Origin of the sequence: Burkholderia sp. CCA53, assembly GCF_001685525.1 — a bacterium.
Lineage (GTDB): Bacteria > Pseudomonadota > Gammaproteobacteria > Burkholderiales > Burkholderiaceae > Burkholderia > Burkholderia multivorans.
In genome coordinates this window covers 129169-146806 of record NZ_BDDJ01000002.1, presented here as the reverse complement: position 1 = coordinate 146806, position 17638 = coordinate 129169, and the positions used below count along the sequence as shown (strand labels likewise).

The following is a 17638-nucleotide window of genomic DNA, read 5'->3' as shown; positions in this document are numbered from 1 at the left end:
CGTCAGCCTTCGTCGTCCTCGAGCTGCAGCTTCTCGGAACGGACGCCCGTATGCGCTCCCCAGTAGTAGATGACGAGCGCGACCGCGGCGACGACGACCGTGTCGTACGGATGCGCAAGCTGGCCGGTACCGCCGAAGCCGCCGAAATACGACAGCACGATCATGGCCGCGTAGAACGCGATCAGCCACGCAGACGAGCGCACCTGTTCGGCGAGGCTCAGATGCGCGGTGGGCACCCAGCGGCGGCACGCGAGATAGATCGCGAACATCGCGATCTGCAGGCCGAGCAGCCAGGACACCGTGTGCCAGCCCGACCAGTAGACGATCAGCGCGGCGATCACGAACGACGCCGGGCCGGTGATCGCGAACGCGCTCGCGCGGAACGGCCGCGGCAGATCGGGCGCCGTGCGGCGCAGCGCGGCGACCGACACCGGCGCGACCGCGTAGCTGAGCACGAGCGCCGCCGACACGATGTTGATCAGCGCTTCCCACGACGGGAACGGCATCGTCCAGAAGATCGAGAGGCCGAACGTGAGCCACAGGCCCGCGCGCGGAATGCCCGACGCCTCGTCGACGCGCGTGAAGACCTTGAAGAACGTGCCCGTCTTCGCCCAGCCGTACACGACGCGCGGCGTCGCATTCATGTAGATGTTGCCGCAGCCGCTCGGCGAGATCATCGCGTCGGCGACGACCATCACCGCGAGCCAGCCGACGCCGAGCGCGAGCGCGATGTCGCGGTACGGCAGCGAAAAGGCCTTGCTGACGTCGTGCCAGCCGGCGGCGAGCATGTCGGTCGGAATGCTGCCGATGAACGCGAGCTGCAGCAGCACGTAGATCAGCGTCGACAGCAGGATCGAGAGGATCAGCGCGATCGGAATCGTGCGCTGCGGATTGCGCACTTCGCTCGCGACCGACACGATCGGCGTGAGGCCGAGATACGCGAAGATGATGCCGCCGGCGGACACGGCCATTTCGATGCCCGGCATGCCGAACGGCGCGAAGCCGTGCACGGTGAGGTTGGCGGGCTTGAAGAACGTGAACAGCACCGCGATCACCGCCAGCGGCACGATGAACTTGAAGATGCTGATGATGTTGTTCGCCTTCGCGAACGTCTTCACGCTCGAGTAGTTCAGATAAAAGAAGAAGCAGAGCAGGGCCGCCTGCACGAGCCAGCCGAGCGTCGTCGGATCGCTCGACCCTTCGACGGTGAGCCCCGGAAACCATGCGGCCGCATATTGCCGCGCGGCTACCACCTCGATCGCGATCAGGCTCGAGAACGCGATCAGCGTGATGAAGCCCATCAGATAGCCGAGCAGCGGGCCGTGCGAGAACACCGGATAGCGCACGACGCCGCCCGCGCGCGGCAGCGCGGCGCCGAGCTCGCAGTAGACGATGCCGAGCAGCAGCACCGCGAAGCCGCCGAGCAGCCACGAGAAGATGCCGGCCGGGCCGGCGATCGTCGACACGTGGCTCGCGGCGAACAGCCAGCCGGAACCGAAGATGGCGCCGAGACCGATGAAGGTCAGGTCGGTGAGCGACAGCTGTTTCTTGAATTTGCCGTGGCCCGCGTCGGGGTGCGCGGAACCGGAAAGCGGGACGGACGATTGAGCGTTGCCTTGGCCTGGCATGGGCGTGTCTCCTATGGGAATGTCGGCACAGGCTTCGTGTGCGCCGCGCTCCGACGGAGCAGCGGCGCACGCCTGCCGGTCGGCGTAATCCGGTTCGAGCGACCGGACGGCCCGCGGGCATTCGTGCAGCGCCGGCAGGCGCCGATACGAACGTCCCGCGGGCCTGGCCGGACCGAAGACGACGGCGCGAAGGGGGGAAGACCTGCATGCCGCCGTCGGGGGAACGGAAACCAGTATCGCCGCGCAAACCACTATCGCGCTTGAGCGGTTTACCGGAGCAGAATGACGAAATCGGCACAGCGCTTCGGGGCGCGTGCGGCGTGCTTGTGCGCTATGCCGATTTCGTCGCCGCCCTCATTGAAAACCCACAAGCGGCCGGACGCGCGACGGAGGAAGCTATGCCCCTTTCCCCACTTTCGGACGACGCATGATGAAGCGCATCCAGATCATCGATTCGCACACGGGCGGCGAACCCACGCGGCTCGTCGTGTCCGGCTTTCCGTCGCTCGGCAGCGGCACGATGGCCGAACGGCGCGACCTGCTCGCGCGCGAGTACGACCGCTATCGCACCGCGTGCATTCTCGAACCGCGCGGCAGCGACGTACTCGTCGGCGCGCTGCTGTGCGAGCCCGTGTCGCCCGACGCCGCGGCCGGCGTGATCTTCTTCAACAACAGCGGTTATCTCGGCATGTGCGGCCACGGCACGATCGGCGTCGTGCGCACGCTGCATCACATGGGCCGCATCGGGCCCGGCGTGCACCGGATCGAAACGCCGGTCGGCACCGTCGAGGCGACGCTGCACGACGATCTGTCGGTCAGCGTGCGCAACGTGCTCGCGTATCGCCACGCGAAGGACGTCGCGCTCGACGTGCCGGGCTACGGCCCGGTGCGCGGCGACATCGCGTGGGGCGGCAACTGGTTCTTCCTGATCAGCGATCACGGGCAGCGCGTCGCCGGCGACAACGTCGCGGCGCTGACGGCGTACGCGAGCGCGGTGCGCGCAGGGCTCGAACGCGCGGGCATCACGGGCGCGAACGGCGGCGAGATCGATCACATCGAACTGTTCGCGGACGATTCCGAACACGACAGCCGCAGCTTCGTGCTGTGCCCCGGTCTCGCGTACGATCGCTCGCCGTGCGGCACCGGTACCAGCGCGAAGCTCGCGTGCCTCGCGGCCGACGGCAAGCTCGCGCCGGGTGCGGTGTGGCGCCAGGCGAGCGTGATCGGCAGCGTGTTCCACGCGAGCTATGTGGAAGCCGACGGCGGCATCGTGCCGACGATTCGCGGCAGCGCGCATCTGAGCGCCGAAGCGACGCTGCTGATCGAGGACGACGATCCGTTCGGCTGGGGCATCGTGTCGTGAGCGAAGCGGCAACCGACGTCGTCGTGATCGGCGCGGGCATCGTCGGCGCCGCGTGCGCGCACGAGCTCGCGCAGCGCGGGCTGCGCGTGATCGTCGTCGACGATGCGAGCGGCGGCGCGACGGGGGCCGGCATGGGGCACCTGGTCGCGATGGACGACAACGCGGCCGAACTCGCGCTCAGCCATTATTCGATCGAACTGTGGCGCGCACTGAGCGGCGACATGCCGGACGGCTGCGCGTATCGCAACTGCGGCACGCTGTGGCTCGCCGCCGATGCGCACGAGATGGATCTCGCGCGCGCGAAGCAGGCGACGCTGGCCGCGCATGGTGTGGCCGGGGAACTGCTCGACGCGGCCGCGCTCGCGCGGCTCGAGCCGATGCTGCGGCCCGGCCTCGGCGGCGCGCTGAAGATTCCCGGCGACGGGATTCTCTACGCGCCGGTGACCGCGAACTGGCTGCTGCAGCGCGGGCCCGGCATCGTGCTGCGGCGCGACCGCGCGGTCGGCGTCGACGGCGCGCGCGTCACGCTGGCGAGCGGCGACGTGCTGCGCGCGCAACGCGTCGTCGTCGCGAACGGCGTCGCCGCGCGTACGCTGCTGCCCGAGCTGCCGCTGCGCCCGAAGAAGGGCCATCTGCTGATTACCGACCGTTATCCGGGGCGCGTCGCGCACCAGCTCGTCGAGCTCGGCTATGCGGCGAGCGCGCATGCGAGCGACGGCACGTCGGTCGCGTTCAACGTGCAGCCGCGGCCGACGGGCCAACTGCTGATCGGGTCGTCGCGCCAGTTCGACACCGAGGATCCGCGCATCGAGCCGCCGGTGCTCGCGCGGATGCTGCGCCGCGCGGCCGGCTACCTGCCCGATCTCGCCGAGCTGAACGCGATCCGCGCATGGACGGGTTTCCGTGCCGCGAGCCCGGACGGCCTGCCGCTGCTCGGCGAACATCCGGCGCGGCCCGGCGTATGGCTCGCCGTCGGCCACGAAGGGCTCGGCGTGACGACCGCGCCGGGCAGTGCGCGGCTGCTGGCCGCGCAGATGGCGGGCGAGCGGCCCGCGATCGACATCGAACCGTATTTGCCGGGACGTTTTCTGACGACGTCCCCCGTAGCCGGAGCGCTTTCATGATCATTCATCTCGACGGCCGCGCGCTGACGGTGGCGGACGGCGTGACCGTCGCGGCCGCCGTGGCGGCGAGCGGCGACGACACGACGCGCGTGTCGTGCACCGGCGCGCCGCGCGCGCCGTTTTGCGGAATGGGCGTCTGCCAGGAGTGCAGGATGACGATCGACGGCCGTCGGCGGCTCGCGTGCCAGACGCTGTGCCGCGACGGCATGCAGGTGGAGCGCACGCGATGAAGCAGGAACGACTGAGCGTCGACATCGCGATCGTCGGCGCGGGCCCGGCCGGGCTGTCGGCCGCGCGCGCCGCGGCCCGCAGCGACGTGACGATCGCCATCGTCGACGACAATCCGCGTGCAGGCGGCCAGATCTGGCGTCAGCCGGCCGCGGCGACGCCGGTACCGGCGGCCGCCGAGCGGCTTGCCGTGCTGCGGCTGCCGAACGTCAGGCATCTCGCGGCCACGCGCATCGTCGCGGAATCGCAGCCGCAAACGCTGCTGCTCGAAGACGACGAACGCGCACTGCTGCTCGAATACCGGGCGCTGATTCTGTGCTGCGGCGCGCGCGAACTGCTGCTGCCGTTCCCCGGCTGGACGCTGCCCGGCGTAACAGGCGCCGGCGGGCTGCAGGCGCTGATCAAGTACGGCCTCGACGTGCGCGGCCGGCGCATCGTGATCGCAGGCAGCGGCCCGCTGCTGCTCGCGAGCGCGGCCACCGCGCGCCAGGCCGGCGCGCAGGTGTCGCACGTGCTCGAGCAGGCCGCCTGGCGCGACGTGGCTGCGTTCGGCGCCGGATTGTGGCGCTGGCCGTCGAAGCTCGCGCAGGCCGCGCAGCTGTTCACGGCGGCCTATCGGCCCGATGCGCACGTCGTCGCGGCGTTCGGCGACAAACGGCTCGAAGGCGTGCGGATTCGCCGCGGCGACCGCGAATTCGACGTCGAGTGCGACCGGCTCGCGTGCGGCTTCGGCCTCGTGCCGAACACCGTGCTGCCGAGTCATCTCGGATGCCGGGTCGAAAACGGCGCGGTGGCCGTCGACGCGCATCAGCGCACGAGCCGCGACGGACATTTCGCGGCCGGCGAGTGCACGGGCGTCGGCGGCAGCGAGCTCGCGATGGTCGAAGGCGAAATCGCGGGCTGCGCGGCGACCGGGCAGACCGATGTGCTGCCGGCGCTCGTCGCGCGCCGCGCGCAGTGGCAGGCGTTCGCCGACGCGGTGCGCACGCGCTTCGCGATTCGCGAGCCGATTCGCCGGCTCGCGAAGCCCGATACGCTACTGTGCCGATGCGAGGACGTGCGTTTCGACGCGGTGGCCGCTGCGCCCGGCTGGACGGCCGCGAAGCTGCAGTCGCGCTGCGGAATGGGGGCGTGTCAGGGGCGCGTATGCGGTGCGGCCGCGCAAGCGCTGTTCGGCTGGACGCCGCCCGTGCCGCGCTCGCCGCTCGTGCCGGCCCGAGTCGGCACGTTGATGCTCGACGGCGCCGCCGCCGACGAATGCGCGTGACGCACGGCGGCGCACGCAGCGCGGCGCATGCTGCCTGCCTGCGCCGCCGCCGCTAATCCGCCGTTTCCTTTTCCCATCTACCGATCTGCGGCGCGGCGCATGCGCGCAGGCATTCGATCGCGGCCGCGACGGCCGCGCGGTTCGCGCTGTCCGGGTGCCAGTACATCGCGACCGCGCCCTGGCCTTCGAGCCGCATCGGCAGGATCCGGATCGCATTCAGTTGCTCGAAACGTCGCGCGGCACGTTGCGACGCGACGCCGAGCAGGTCCGTATTGTTCAGCAGCGTCAGATTGAGGAGCGACGAGTTCGATTCGACGCAATGCGGCGGCTGCGTGCGGCCGGCCGCCGATAGCGCCGCCTGCAGCGCATTGTGCACCGGCGTGCCGGCCGGCCACACGATCCACGTGTACGACAGCACGTCGTCCCAGCCGACCGAAGCCGCGCCGGCGAGCGGGTGATCGGGCCGCGCGACGAACACGACCGGATCGACGTACAGCGTTTCGACCTGCAGCAGCGGATCGACCGACGCGGAGCCGGTGCGGCCGACGACGATGTCCAGTTCGCCGCGCGCGAGCTGCGGCATCAGCTGCACCAGCGTGCTTTCGTTGAGCCGCACCTGCGCGCGCGGCATCCGTTTCAGCAATTGCGACACCGCGAGCGGCACCGTGTCGGCGGCCGCGACGCCCGATGTGCCGATCATCACGAGGCCGCTGCCGCCTTCGCGCAGTGCGGCCATGTCGTCGCGCGCGACGTCGAGCTGCGCCTCCACGCGGCGCGCGTGCTCGATCAGCGCGTCGCCGTACGGCGTCGGCCGCAACCCGCGCGCATGCCGCTCGAAGAGCGGCAGCCCGACGTCTTCTTCGAGTTCCTTCAGCCACTTCGACAACGCCGGCTGCGTGGTCGCGAGCGCCGCCGCCGACTGGCTCAGATTGCCGGTGCTCGCCAGACTCAGCAGCACCTGCAGATGCCGCAGCCGCAGACGGTAAGTCCAGTCCATTGCGTGCCTCGTATCGAGAGATATATCCAGAACCATATGAATTAGATGATTTGATCATTTTACGGGATATGTCTGGTCGCATATAAATCCGTCAACAGGCCGCATCGTGCGGCCGCCGCCCAGAACGAGCGCCGATGCCGCGATCGGCCGATACCAGGAGACACCATGACGACCCGACATCCGGACCCGTCGCGCGCCGCCTATTACGCGCGCATCGCCGAGCAGCGCCTGACGCCGCTGTGGGAGTCGCTGCACAGCCTCGTGCCGAAGACGCCGCAGCCGGCCGCCCGGCCCGCGATCTGGAAGTACGCGCAGGTGCGCGATCTGGTGATGCAGGCCGGCGACGTGATCAGCGCCGAAGAGGCCGTGCGCCGCGTGCTGGTGCTGGAGAATCCGGGGCTGCCCGGCCGTTCGAGCATGACGCCGAACCTGTACGCGGGTCTGCAGCTGATCCTGCCGGGCGAGATCGCGCCGAGCCATCGCCATACGCAATCGGCGCTGCGCTTCATCGTCGAAGGGCGCGGCGCGTGGACCGCGGTGAACGGCGAGCGCACGACGATGCATCCGGGCGACTTCATCATCACGCCGTCGTGGACCTGGCACGACCACGGCAATCCGTCCGTGGAAGCGGGCGGCGAGCCGGTCGTGTGGCTCGACGGGCTCGACATTCCGCTCGTCGCGCATCTCGACGCGGGGTTCGCGGAGAACTACCCGGAAGCCGTGCAGCCCGTCAGCCGGCCCGAAGGCGACAGCTTCGCGCGCTACGGCCACAACATGGTGCCGGTGCGGCATCGCGTGACCGATCCGACCTCGCCGATCTTCAGCTACCCGTATGCGCGCAGCCGCGAGGCGCTCGACGCGCTGTACCGGAACGGCGAGCTCGACGCTTGGGACGGCGTGAAGCTGCGCTACGTGAACCCGGCGACCGGCGGCTGGCCGATGCCGACGATCGCGACCTTCATGCAGTTCCTGCCGGCCGGCTTCGACGGCCGCACGTATCGCAGCACCGACGCGACGATCTACTGCGTCGTCGAAGGCAGCGGCACCGCGCATATCGGCGGCGACGCGTTCGCGTTCGAGCCGCACGACATCTTCGTCGCGCCGTCGTGGGCGCCGGTGCGGCTGTCGGCATCGTCCGACAGCGTGCTGTTCAGCTATTCCGACCGGCCCGTGCTGTCCGCGCTGAACCTGCTGCGCGAAGCGCGCGACTGACGCCGGCGGCTGTTCACGATCCGTTTTCCGCGCGCCGCCGAAGTCGCGGCGCGCGCCCCTTCATTCATGTCTACGCTGGAGCCGTTCATGACTTTCGTTTTCCCGCCCGAAGCCCCGGCCGCACTTCCTGTCGCCGGCAGCGATGCCCGTTTTCCGGTGCGCCGCGTCTACTGCGTCGGCCGCAACTATGCCGCCCATGCGCGCGAGATGGGCTTCGATCCCGATCGCGAGCCGCCGTTCTTCTTCTGCAAGCCGGCCGACGCCGTCGTGCCGGTCGCATACGGCGAAACGCTCGAACTCGCGTATCCGTCGCAGACGCAGAACTATCACTACGAAGCCGAACTCGTCGCGGTAATCGGCAAGGGCGGGGCCGACATTCCGCTCGGCAGCGCGCTCGACCACGTGTGGGGCTATGCGGTCGGCCTCGACATGACGCGCCGCGACCTGCAGATGAAGATGCGCGAGATGGGTCGTCCGTGGGAAATCGGCAAGGCGTTCGACCGCTCGGCGCCGATCGGCCCGGTGCATCGGGCGAGCGCAGTCGGCCATTTCGAGCAGGGCGGCCTGTGGCTGACCGTCAACGGTGCGACGAAGCAGAAGAGCGACGTGTCGCACCTGATCTGGTCGGTCGCGGAGACGGTCGCGGACCTGTCGAAATTCTTCCGCCTCGAACCGGGCGACGTGATCTTTACCGGCACGCCGGAAGGCGTGGGCGCGGTCGTGCGCGGCGACGAGATGAAGGTCGGTGTCGAGCGGCTCGGCGAACTGACCGTGCGCGTCGTCTGACGCCCGTTTTCGAAAGGTCCCATCGTGCAACTGCATAGCTTCTTCAACAGTTCGACGTCCTACCGGGTGCGCATTGCGCTGGCGCTGAAAGGGCTGTCTTACGACACGCTGCCGGTGAACATCCGCATCGGCGCGCATCGCGACGCGCACTACGTCGACGACGTCAATCCCTCCGCGTCGGTGCCCGCGCTCGTCGACGGCGATTTCCGCCTCGGTCAGTCGCTCGCGATCATCGACTATCTCGACGCGACGCATCCGCAGCCGCGGCTGATTCCCGTCGATCCGCGACAGCGTGCGCGCGTGCTCGAGCTTGCGCTGCTGATCGCCTGCGACATCCATCCGGTGAACAACCTGCGCGTGCTGCGCTATCTCGACGGCGAACTCGACGTGACGCCGCAGCAGAAGACGGCGTGGTACCGGCACTGGATCGCCGAAGGGATGGCGGGCGTCGAGCGCCTGCTCGCGCGCGCCGACACGGGGCCGTGGTGCTTCGGCGATGCGCCGACGCTGGCCGACGTGTGCCTCGTCCCGCAGATCGCGAACGCGCTGCGGATGGACTGCGATCTGAGCGCGTATCCGCGCAGCCTCGCGGTGTACGAACACGCGCAGCGCGAGCCGGCCTTCTTGGCCGCCCAGCCGCAGCGGCAACCGGATTACGTCGCCTGAGGCGATCGGGGGAGACAGACATGAATCAGGCAGGAGACAAGGGTCGCCGCGTGCTCGTGATCGGCGGCGGCATCGGCGGGCTGGCGACGGCGCTCGCGCTCGCGCGGCAGGGCATCCGCGTGAAGCTGCTCGAGCAGGCCGCGCAGATCGGCGAGATCGGGGCGGGCATCCAGCTCGCCGCGAACGCGTTCAATGCGCTGGACGCGCTCGGCGTCGGCGAGGCGGCGCGCAGCCGTGCGGTGTTTACCGACTGGCTGCAGCTGATGGATGCGGTCGATGCGCACGAAGTCGCGCGCATCGATACGGGCGCCGCGTATCGCGCACGGTTCGGCAATCCGTATGCGGTGATTCATCGCGCGGACATCCATCTGTCGATCTACGAGGCGGTCAGGAATCATCCGCTGATCGAGTTTCGCACCAGCACGCAGGTGTGCGGCTTTGAACAGGACGGCAACGGCGTGACCGTGGTCGATCAGCACGGCGAACGCTATCGCGCCGAGGCGGTGATCGGCTGCGACGGCGTGAAATCGGCGATCCGCCACGCGCTGATCGGCGACGCGCATCGCGTGACGGGGCACGTGGTCTACCGCGCGGTCGTCGACGTCGAGAACATGCCGGTCGATCTGCAGATCAACGCGCCCGTCGTATGGGCCGGCCCGCATTGCCATCTCGTCCACTATCCGCTGCGCGGCGGCCGCCAGTACAACCTCGTCGTCACGTTCCACAGCCGCGAGCAGGAAACCTGGGGCGTGCGCGACGGCAGCAAGGAGGAAGTGCTGTCGTATTTCGAGGGCATTCATGCGCTGCCCAGGCAGATGCTCGATCGGCCGACGTCGTGGAAGCGCTGGGCGACGGCCGACCGCGATCCGGTCGAGCGCTGGAGCGCGGGCCGCGCGACGGTGCTCGGCGACGCCGCGCATCCGATGACGCAGTACATCGCGCAGGGCGCCTGTCAGGCGCTCGAGGATGCGGTCACGCTCGGCGCGGCCGTCGCGCAGACCGATGGCGATTTCGAGGCCGCGTTCGCGCTGTACGAACGCGTGCGGATTCCGCGTACCGCGCGCGTGCTGTATTCGGCGCGCGAAATGGGGCGCATCTATCACGCGAAGGGCGTCGAGCGGCAGGTGCGCAATGCGCTGTGGGTCGGACGCACGCAGTCGCAGTTCTACGACGCGCTCGAGTGGCTGCATGGATGGCGCGCCGACGACTGCCTGAAGCCGGTCGCGTAACGCGCACGACGGTCCCGCGCGCCGGCCGAGCCGCGCGCGTTCCTGGAGGAGACATCATCATGAATACCACGCTGTCCGTCGACGTCAGCGAATGGATCGACCGGCGTCGCGTGTCGCCGTTTCAGATCGCGATCGTCGTGCTGTGCTTTCTCATCGTCGCGATCGACGGGTTCGACACCGCGTCGATCGGATTCGTCGCGCCCGTGATCCGGGCGGAATGGCAACTGTCGCCTGCGCAGCTCGCGCCGGTGTTCGGCGCAGGGCTCGCCGGGCTGATGGCCGGCGCACTGGCGTTCGGGCCGTTCGGCGACCGGTTCGGGCGGAAGCGGCTGCTGCTCGCCTGCGTCGCATGCTTCGGCGTCGCGAGCGCCGCGTCCGCGAGTGCGGGCGGTGTCACGGAACTGATCGCGTGGCGCTTCGTGACAGGGCTCGGGCTTGGCGGTGCAATGCCGAACGCGATCACGCTGACGTCCGAATACTGTCCCGCGCGTCGCCGTTCGCTGCTCGTGACGACGATGTTCTGCGGCTTCACGATCGGCTCGGCGCTCGGCGGCCTCGTCGCCGCATCGCTGATCGAACGCGACGGCTGGCGCGCGGTGCTCGTCCTCGGCGGTGTCGCGCCGCTGCTGTTGCTGCCGGTGCTCGCATGGCGGCTGCCGGAATCGGTGCGCTATCTGGTGAACAGCGGCGCGGCGCGCGAGCGGATCGCGGCGCTGCTGAGCCGCATCGCGCCGGATCCGCATCTCGCGCACGCGTCGTTCGTCGCGCCGCGCGGCAAGCCGGCGGCGTCGCCGCTCGGCCGGCTGTTCGGGCCCGATCTGCTGCGCGGTACGCTGCTGCTGTGGCTCGCATTCTTCATGAGTCTGCTCGTGATCTACCTGCTGTCGAGCTGGCTGCCGACGCTGCTGCGCACGACCGGCGCGACGCTGCAGACCGCCGCGCGCGTGACCGCGATGTTTCAGATCGGCGGTACGCTCGGTGCGATCGTGCTCGGCTGGCTGATGGACCGCTTCGATCCGCATCGCGTGCTGGCCTGCAGCTACGTGGCGGCCGGCGTGTTCGTCGCGGCGATCGGCATCTGCGCGGCATCGCCGTGGGGCGCCGCGCTGGCCGTGTTCGCAGCTGGCTTCTGCGTGTCTGGCTCGCAGGTGGGGGCGAATGCGCTATCGGCGGCGTTCTATCCGACCGACTGCCGGACGACGGGCGTCAGCTGGGCCAACGGGATCGGGCGCGGCGGGTCGGTGGTCGGCTCGATGGCGGGCGGCGCAATGCTCGCGGCGGGGCTGCCGCTGCCGACCGCCTTTGCCGTCGTCGCGGTGCCGTGTGTGGTTGCGGGGCTTGCCGTTCTCGTGCTCGGCGGCACGCGGCGCGAGGCCGGCGCCGACGCGATCGCGGGCGAGAACGTGTGACCGGGCGTCGGGCGATCGCGAGACTGCGTCGACGCGGCGGGACGTTTCGGCATCGGTCGATGCCGGCGTCCCCGGTTATATCGGCGTCATGGCGCAGGCCGCGATCCGGCATAGGGCCAGCCCCGCGGACAGACGACGCACCGTAGCGTCACGACCGCTCGTGCGCGCGCGGCGATGCGGTGAGCCGGGCGGGCAGCCGACTCAACCACGCGTGCAGCCGGTCGCGCCAGCTGTATCGACCGGCGGGCGTGACGATTGTCACGCGTACGTCTGCGCCGGCACCGGCCGCGAGTGCAACGTGACCCGGCGCATCCATCGTCAGACATTCGCCTTCGGTCAGCACGCGACGGACCGTCAGAGGCGCGTCGGGCAGCCAGTCGAGCGTGCGGTCCCGCCACGTGACGGCAAGCGCGCCGTCCAGCACGATCAACCGACAGCCCTTGTCGAGCCACGCAAAGTGGCTTTGCCCGGCGTCGAGCCGGATGTCTTGCGTTTGCATCGCGAGTCCTTTCCCGGTAACGCAGCCCCGCGACGGCGAGGCGATAGCGTGCACTCAGGTTAGGGAAACGGGCACAAGCGCAACAGATTCAGCCGACGAGAATCTGTTGCGTTGCAGGCCGCGATTTTTGTGCGCTGTATCGGTGGGTTTACCTCGCATCTGTATCTGGCGCGCACTGCGCGCGGCCGGCACGATCGCTCGCATGACACCCTTTGCCGACATCGCTCGAGAAGCCTTGCCGATGGACGGCGAGCCGTTGTACGAACGGCTCGCCGAGCATTACCGCCGCATCATCGCGGCCGGCACGCTGTCGCCCGGCGACCGGATGCCGTCCGTGCGCACGTTCATGGCGCAGCACGGCGTGAGCCTGTCGACGGCGATCCAGACGTTCCGGCGGCTCGAGGATGCGGGCTGGTGCGAGGCAAGGCCGCGGTCCGGGTATTTCGTGCGCCGCCGCGCATCGCCGGTGCTCGACGCGCTGCCGGAAGGCGATGCGGCGCCGCTCGCCATCGCGCCGCCGTTCGCGGGGCTGCACGAACGCGTGTCGCGTGTGATCGACCGCGGCCACACGGCGACCGATGCGCTGAACCTCGGCGGCGCGTCCGCCGCCGCGTCGCTGTATCCGACCGAACGTCTGCAGGCGCTCGCGATCCGCCTGCTGCGGCGCAAGCCGACGCTGTTGACCGACGCGGGGCGCATCGACGCCCTGCCGGAGTTCCGCCACGCGATGGCGAAGCGCGCGCTGTCGTACGGCGTAACGGTATCGCCGGACGACGTGATGTCGACGAGCGGCGGCGTCGACGCAGTCAATCTCGCGCTGCGCGCAGTCGCGCAGCCCGGCGACACGATCGCGATCGAATCGCCGGCGTTCTTCGGGCTGCTTCAACTGCTCGAAAGCCTCGGCATGCGCGCGCTCGAAATTCCGGCGAGCCCGACGACGGGGCTGTCGATCGAGGCACTCGAAGTCGCGCTGAACGCCTATCCGGACATTCGCGCCGTCGTGGTCGTGCCGAACCTGCAGAACCCGCTCGGCAGCGTAATGCCCGACGAACGCAAGGCGGCGCTCGTCGCGCTGTGCGCGAGCCGCGGCGTGGCCGTGATCGAGGACGAGCCGTACCGCGAACTCGTCGACGTGCCGCAGGCGGTGAAGCCCGTGAAGGCATGGGACCGGGACGGCACAGTCATCTATTGCCCGTCGTTCAACAAGGTGCTCGCGCCGGGAATGCGACTCGGCTGGATGAGCGGCGGGCGTTGGCACGCGCGCGTGAAGATGCTGAAGTTCGCGCACAGCCGTCACAACGCGGCGCTGCTCCAGGCAGTGGCAGCCGAATTCGTCGGTTCGGGCGCGTTCGACCGCCATCTGCGCCGATTCCGCGAGCAACTGCGCGTACAGCGCGACGCAACAGCGGATGCGATTGCGCGGCATTTCCCCGCCGGTACACGGATGAACCGGCCGCCGGGCGGGATGCTGCTCTGGATCGCGCTGCCCGACGGCGTGCATTCGGACGCATTGTTCGATGCCGCGCTCGCTCGAGGCATCAGGATCGCGCCCGGTTCGATCTTTTCGAACTCGAATCGCTTCGACGCCTATATCCGGATCGGCTGCACGCGGGCCTTCGACGCCGCACAGGAGGCGGCATTCGACACGCTGGGCCGGCTCGTGCGCGACGCGATCGCGGCGGGCTGAGCGGACGCGATCGCTCGCACGAACGGCGCGCGAGCGGGAGGGCGCGCGCACGATCAGCGGCCCGCGCTATGTGAGGCGAGGTGTTCGCGAATCAGGGACAGATAGCGATCGCCGACGGAAAAGTCGCGCGCCACGCGCGGCCGATGCGCATGCCGCAGCGTGGCCGGTGCACTCATCCCCAGATACCGGCATACCGCGGACGGGTAAGGCTTGCGCGTATGGCCGAGCTGACGGGCAGCGCGCTCGACGCGCGCATCGCCGACCTGCGCCCGCAGCCATGCCAATACCTGGCGGTCGGTGTCGTTGACGATACGGACCAGATGTTCCATCGCACACCTCCACTGTTCATTGATACAGTACTGTAAATATAAACAGTGTTTGAGGCGACTGCAAGCGAGCACGCACGCTCCTGGCCATCCGGCCAGGGTCAGCGCGCCGGCGCGGCGGCAGCGGCGCGCACGGCCGAGGCAGGCGCCTGCGCGCGCGCCACATTGGCCGCCGTTCCGCCACGCGCCGCAGCGAGCCCCGCATAGCGCGCATCGGTCAGCGTGCCGAGGAACGCGACGATGTCGTCGATTTCGGCGTCGGTCAGTGCGGGCACGGCGCCCGGCCGGCGGTTCATCGGCGTCGAATTGACGTTGATGTTGCCGCGATACGCGGCCGGCACGTCGTCGAACGTCGCCGCGCCGTGATACCAGCGGCGCGGATCGGTCGACCGCGTGTTGTAGAACGCGACCGCGTCGCGCAAGTTGGCGAACACGCCGTTGTGCATGAACGTCTGCTTCACCGCGACGTTGCGCAGCCCCGGCGTGCGCAGATAACCGCACCATTGCGTCGGCTCGGGCCAGCGCAGCCGGCGCGCGGTATCGCACAGCCCGTTGTCGAAGTGCCGCGGGTCGCGATTCGCCGGGAGCGCGCGATTGCGCGGCACCGCGATCGCGTCGTAGCCGAAGTCGGTGAACAGCGAGCGCTCCGGGCGGCTCGACGTTTCCGACAGCGTATGGCAGCTCATGCAGTTGCCCTTGTCGGGATTCCGAAACAGAGCGAGCCCGCGCATCTCGGCCGGCGCGAGGGGCGTGCGCGTGCGCAGATACGCGTCGAAGCGCGACGTGAATGGCGCCATTTCGTCGCTCTGCAAATACGCTTCGACGGCGGTCCCGAGCGCGGGTACGAGCTGCTCGGGGTCGCGCCGCACCGAGATGCCGAAGCGGGCGGCCAGATCGGCACCGAGATCGGTCGCGTCGACCTTGCGCAGCAGCGCGGCCGGCGAACGGTTGTTCATCTCGTTCGGATCGAACAGCGGGCCGCGGATCTGCTCGGCGAGCGTGTCGGCACGGCCGTCGCTGAACAGCCCGCCGAACGGCGACGGCGCGGGTGCATCGTCGTCTTGATAGAAGTGGCGGCGCGGCACATAGCGCACGTACAGCAGCGACGGCGCGTTGCGCGCGCTGAAGCGGCCGGGGCGGCTGCCTTGCGGCACGCCGGGCCCCGCGAGCGAAGCCGCCGACAGCGTCGGCGCGAACGCGCGGCCCGGATCGTGGCACCCCGCGCACGACATGCCGCGCGGCTCGGACAGCCGCGTGTCGAAGAAGATCCGGCGGCCGAGCGCGACGAGCGTGGGCTCGGGCGCGAAGCGCGCGGTTGCCGCGTCGATCTTGCCGGCGACCTGCGGTGTGCCGTTGCCGACGACGCCGACCACGCGCGACGGCGGCGCACCGGGCAGCAGGACCGTTTCCGAAGGCGGCGCGGCGCTTGCCGTAAGCGCCAGCCCGGCAAGCGTCGCGGCGGCACATGCGAGCAGCATGCGTTTTCGACGGGCGCGCGCGGGAACGGAAGTCGCGCCTGGCGCAGGCGCGGCGGCCCGGCCTACCGAATCGGCTGAAGCGGCCGAAGCGGCAGCCGGAGCGGACGTCTCGAACGGAACGGCGTCTGCCATCGCAGCGGAAACTCGCGCCGAATCCGTGAGCGACTTCGTCACGGCGGCGCAGCGATCGCGCAAATGCGCCGGACGATGCGCATATCGAACCTCGTCGATCACGGTGCAATGAATCCCGTCTTGTCGCATGCGAGCGTCGTCCCCGACTGATCGCATGACGCGAGCAGCTTGCCCGCCGCCGAATACGCGTGGAATACCCAGCCGGTCGCCGGCGCCGCGCGCCGCTCCATGATCAGAAAGCCGAAACTGTTGTTGTGCGACAGCCGCTGGATCACCGCGCCGGGCGCGGGCGTCAGGCCGGCCGGGAAAGGATCGGGCAGCGCGACGTCGAGGTTGTCGCCGCCGTTGCCGGACACGATCGTCGCCGGATGGCCGGACGAGAAGTCGATCGCCTGGAAGTCGTGCACGTGGCCGTGCAGCGCGACGTGCACGCCGGGCGGATAGTACGCCTGCGCGTTGAGGCTCGACATCACCGACTGCAGCGCGAGGTTGCCGGGTGCGGGCGTGCTGCCTGCGATCGGCGCGAACGCGAGGATCGGATGATGGTTCGTGAAGATCGTCGTCGTCATGCCGGCCTTCGACGCGAGCGCGGCCACCGTCTGGAACTGCTTCTGGTAGATGCGGAACTGCGCGTCGGTCGGCTTCAGCGCGTTGCGGCCCACCTTCGCGCTATCGAACACGATCACCTGCGTACCGCCGCCGAGCGACACCGCGTAAGGCTCCGAATAGTTCGCGTCGTTGTCGTTCGCCGGATCGTCGCACGAGCGGGACGCCGAGTACGGGCGCGGATCGAGGAAGCGGAACCAGCCCTGACCGGCGCGCGCGCATTCCTCGTGGTTGCCGCGCACGACGACCCACGGCGCTTTCGCCATGAGCGGCGCCGCCGGCCGGAACAGATCGGCCTGCCAGGTATCCCAGCCGTAGCCCCACGGGCTGTCCTTGCAGCCCGCGATGTCGGGCGGGCACGCGTTTTCGCGGTAGTGATAGTCGCCGACGTGCAGCACGAGATCCGGCGACAGCTTCGCGACGCTGGCCGCGATCGTGTCGAACGGCCATACCGTCGGGTCGTTGCACGCCTGCCATGCGTTGTCGGCCTTTTTCATCCGGCAGCCGGTGTCGGCGATGATCGCGATGCGCTGCGGCTGCGCTTTCGGCAGCGGCAACGTGCGGCCCGCGACGCTGGCCGTCTGCGCGTCGGCCGGCAGCGTCGCTTCGCAGACGCTGACCGGAAAACTCGACGGCTTCGAATCGGCCGGGTCGCTCGCCGTCGGGCGTTGCGGCACCGTCGCGGCGCCCGCGCGCAGCGTCATCCGCGACAGCTTGCCGTCGACGATCAGCTGCGGACACAGCGGATCGTCGGACGACGCCGGCTGATAGGCCGTGATCGCGCGCGCGATCGCCTGGTTCGCATCGCCGATCTCGACCCACGCGGCCTGCACGTTGATGGCGGCGCTGGCCGGATCGGCGGGCGCATCGATGTGGTTCGAACACGCGGACAGTGACGCGAAGGCCGCAAGGGCCGCGCAGTGCGCGCGCAACGCGCGAGAGAGGAGTCGTCGCATGGGGAGCACCGTACGAAAGCCGCCAACGTTACGCAGCGCAAATGT

Annotated in this window: 16 protein-coding genes; 10 read left to right on the top strand and 6 right to left on the bottom strand. The window is 69.6% G+C overall.

Going from position 1 to position 17638, the window contains the following annotated elements:
- Positions 1–2 precede the first annotated feature (2 nt).
- Positions 3–1628, bottom strand: a complete 1626-nt coding sequence (locus BCR55_RS17210; RefSeq protein WP_006411781.1) for an APC family permease — start codon at positions 1626–1628, stop codon at positions 3–5.
- A 430-nt stretch (positions 1629–2058) separates the two neighbouring features.
- On the opposite strand from BCR55_RS17210, the gene BCR55_RS17205 reads away from it, so the two are divergent.
- Genes BCR55_RS17205 through BCR55_RS17190 form a run of 4 tightly spaced genes read left to right on the top strand, consistent with a single transcriptional unit; the run spans position 2059 to position 5610 of the window.
- Positions 2059–2991 (top strand): 4-hydroxyproline epimerase, encoded by a 933-nt coding sequence (locus tag BCR55_RS17205; protein ID WP_065496636.1) that lies wholly within the window; start codon positions 2059–2061, stop codon positions 2989–2991.
- On the top strand, positions 2988–4115 hold the full coding sequence (locus tag BCR55_RS17200; RefSeq protein ID WP_045593294.1) for an FAD-binding oxidoreductase: 1128 nt from the start codon (positions 2988–2990) through the stop codon (positions 4113–4115). Before BCR55_RS17205 ends, BCR55_RS17200 begins: the two co-directional genes overlap by 4 nt.
- Positions 4112–4345, top strand: coding sequence for a 2Fe-2S iron-sulfur cluster-binding protein (locus BCR55_RS17195; RefSeq protein WP_006399860.1), 234 nt, complete (start codon positions 4112–4114; stop codon positions 4343–4345). Before BCR55_RS17200 ends, BCR55_RS17195 begins: the two co-directional genes overlap by 4 nt.
- Positions 4342–5610, top strand: coding sequence for an FAD/NAD(P)-binding oxidoreductase (locus BCR55_RS17190; protein WP_065495123.1), 1269 nt, complete (start codon positions 4342–4344; stop codon positions 5608–5610). Before BCR55_RS17195 ends, BCR55_RS17190 begins: the two co-directional genes overlap by 4 nt.
- 52 nt (positions 5611–5662) lie before the next feature.
- On the opposite strand, the gene BCR55_RS17185 is transcribed toward BCR55_RS17190, so the two are convergent.
- The gene (locus BCR55_RS17185) at positions 5663–6607 is read right to left on the bottom strand and encodes a LysR substrate-binding domain-containing protein (protein ID WP_065495121.1); all 945 of its coding nucleotides are present in this window, start codon (positions 6605–6607) and stop codon (positions 5663–5665) included.
- A gap of 165 nt (positions 6608–6772) precedes the next feature.
- On the opposite strand from BCR55_RS17185, the gene gtdA reads away from it, so the two are divergent.
- The 5 genes from gtdA (at position 6773) to BCR55_RS17160 (ending at position 11909) form a co-directional block, all read left to right on the top strand.
- Positions 6773–7819 (top strand): gentisate 1,2-dioxygenase, encoded by a 1047-nt coding sequence (gtdA, locus tag BCR55_RS17180; protein WP_065495116.1) that lies wholly within the window; start codon positions 6773–6775, stop codon positions 7817–7819.
- An 87-nt stretch (positions 7820–7906) separates the two neighbouring features.
- Positions 7907–8605 carry a fumarylacetoacetate hydrolase family protein gene (locus tag BCR55_RS17175; RefSeq protein WP_065495112.1) on the top strand — a complete coding sequence of 233 codons (699 nt, stop codon included), beginning with the start codon at positions 7907–7909 and terminating at the stop codon, positions 8603–8605.
- 24 nt (positions 8606–8629) lie between these two features.
- Positions 8630–9271: a maleylacetoacetate isomerase gene (gene maiA / locus BCR55_RS17170; protein ID WP_006403778.1), complete on the top strand. Its 642-nt coding sequence runs from the start codon at positions 8630–8632 to the stop codon at positions 9269–9271.
- A 20-nt stretch (positions 9272–9291) separates the two neighbouring features.
- Positions 9292–10500 (top strand): 3-hydroxybenzoate 6-monooxygenase, encoded by a 1209-nt coding sequence (locus BCR55_RS17165; protein WP_053298647.1) that lies wholly within the window; start codon positions 9292–9294, stop codon positions 10498–10500.
- 59 nt (positions 10501–10559) lie between these two features.
- Positions 10560–11909, top strand: coding sequence for an aromatic acid/H+ symport family MFS transporter (locus BCR55_RS17160; RefSeq protein ID WP_065495107.1), 1350 nt, complete (start codon positions 10560–10562; stop codon positions 11907–11909).
- A gap of 148 nt (positions 11910–12057) precedes the next feature.
- On the opposite strand, the gene BCR55_RS17155 is transcribed toward BCR55_RS17160, so the two are convergent.
- Positions 12058–12408 (bottom strand): hypothetical protein, encoded by a 351-nt coding sequence (locus tag BCR55_RS17155; protein ID WP_035948193.1) that lies wholly within the window; start codon positions 12406–12408, stop codon positions 12058–12060.
- Positions 12409–12610: 202 nt separating this feature from the next.
- On the opposite strand from BCR55_RS17155, the gene BCR55_RS17150 reads away from it, so the two are divergent.
- Positions 12611–14095 carry a PLP-dependent aminotransferase family protein gene (locus BCR55_RS17150; RefSeq protein WP_175403830.1) on the top strand — a complete coding sequence of 495 codons (1485 nt, stop codon included), beginning with the start codon at positions 12611–12613 and terminating at the stop codon, positions 14093–14095.
- Between the two features lie 53 nt (positions 14096–14148).
- Here the strand turns inward: BCR55_RS17150 and BCR55_RS17145 are convergent, their stop codons facing one another.
- The 3 genes from BCR55_RS17145 to BCR55_RS17135 all read right to left on the bottom strand — a co-directional run bounded on the left by BCR55_RS17145 (position 14149) and on the right by BCR55_RS17135 (position 17593).
- A complete protein-coding gene (locus BCR55_RS17145; protein WP_006403772.1) occupies positions 14149–14424 on the bottom strand; it encodes a hypothetical protein in 276 nt (91 codons plus the stop codon).
- Positions 14425–14522: 98 nt separating this feature from the next.
- On the bottom strand, positions 14523–15899 hold the full coding sequence (locus tag BCR55_RS17140; protein WP_065495105.1) for a cytochrome-c peroxidase: 1377 nt from the start codon (positions 15897–15899) through the stop codon (positions 14523–14525).
- Between the two features lie 230 nt (positions 15900–16129).
- The gene (locus BCR55_RS17135) at positions 16130–17593 is read right to left on the bottom strand and encodes a metallophosphoesterase (protein WP_035946577.1); all 1464 of its coding nucleotides are present in this window, start codon (positions 17591–17593) and stop codon (positions 16130–16132) included.
- Between the last annotated feature and the right edge of the window lie 45 nt (positions 17594–17638).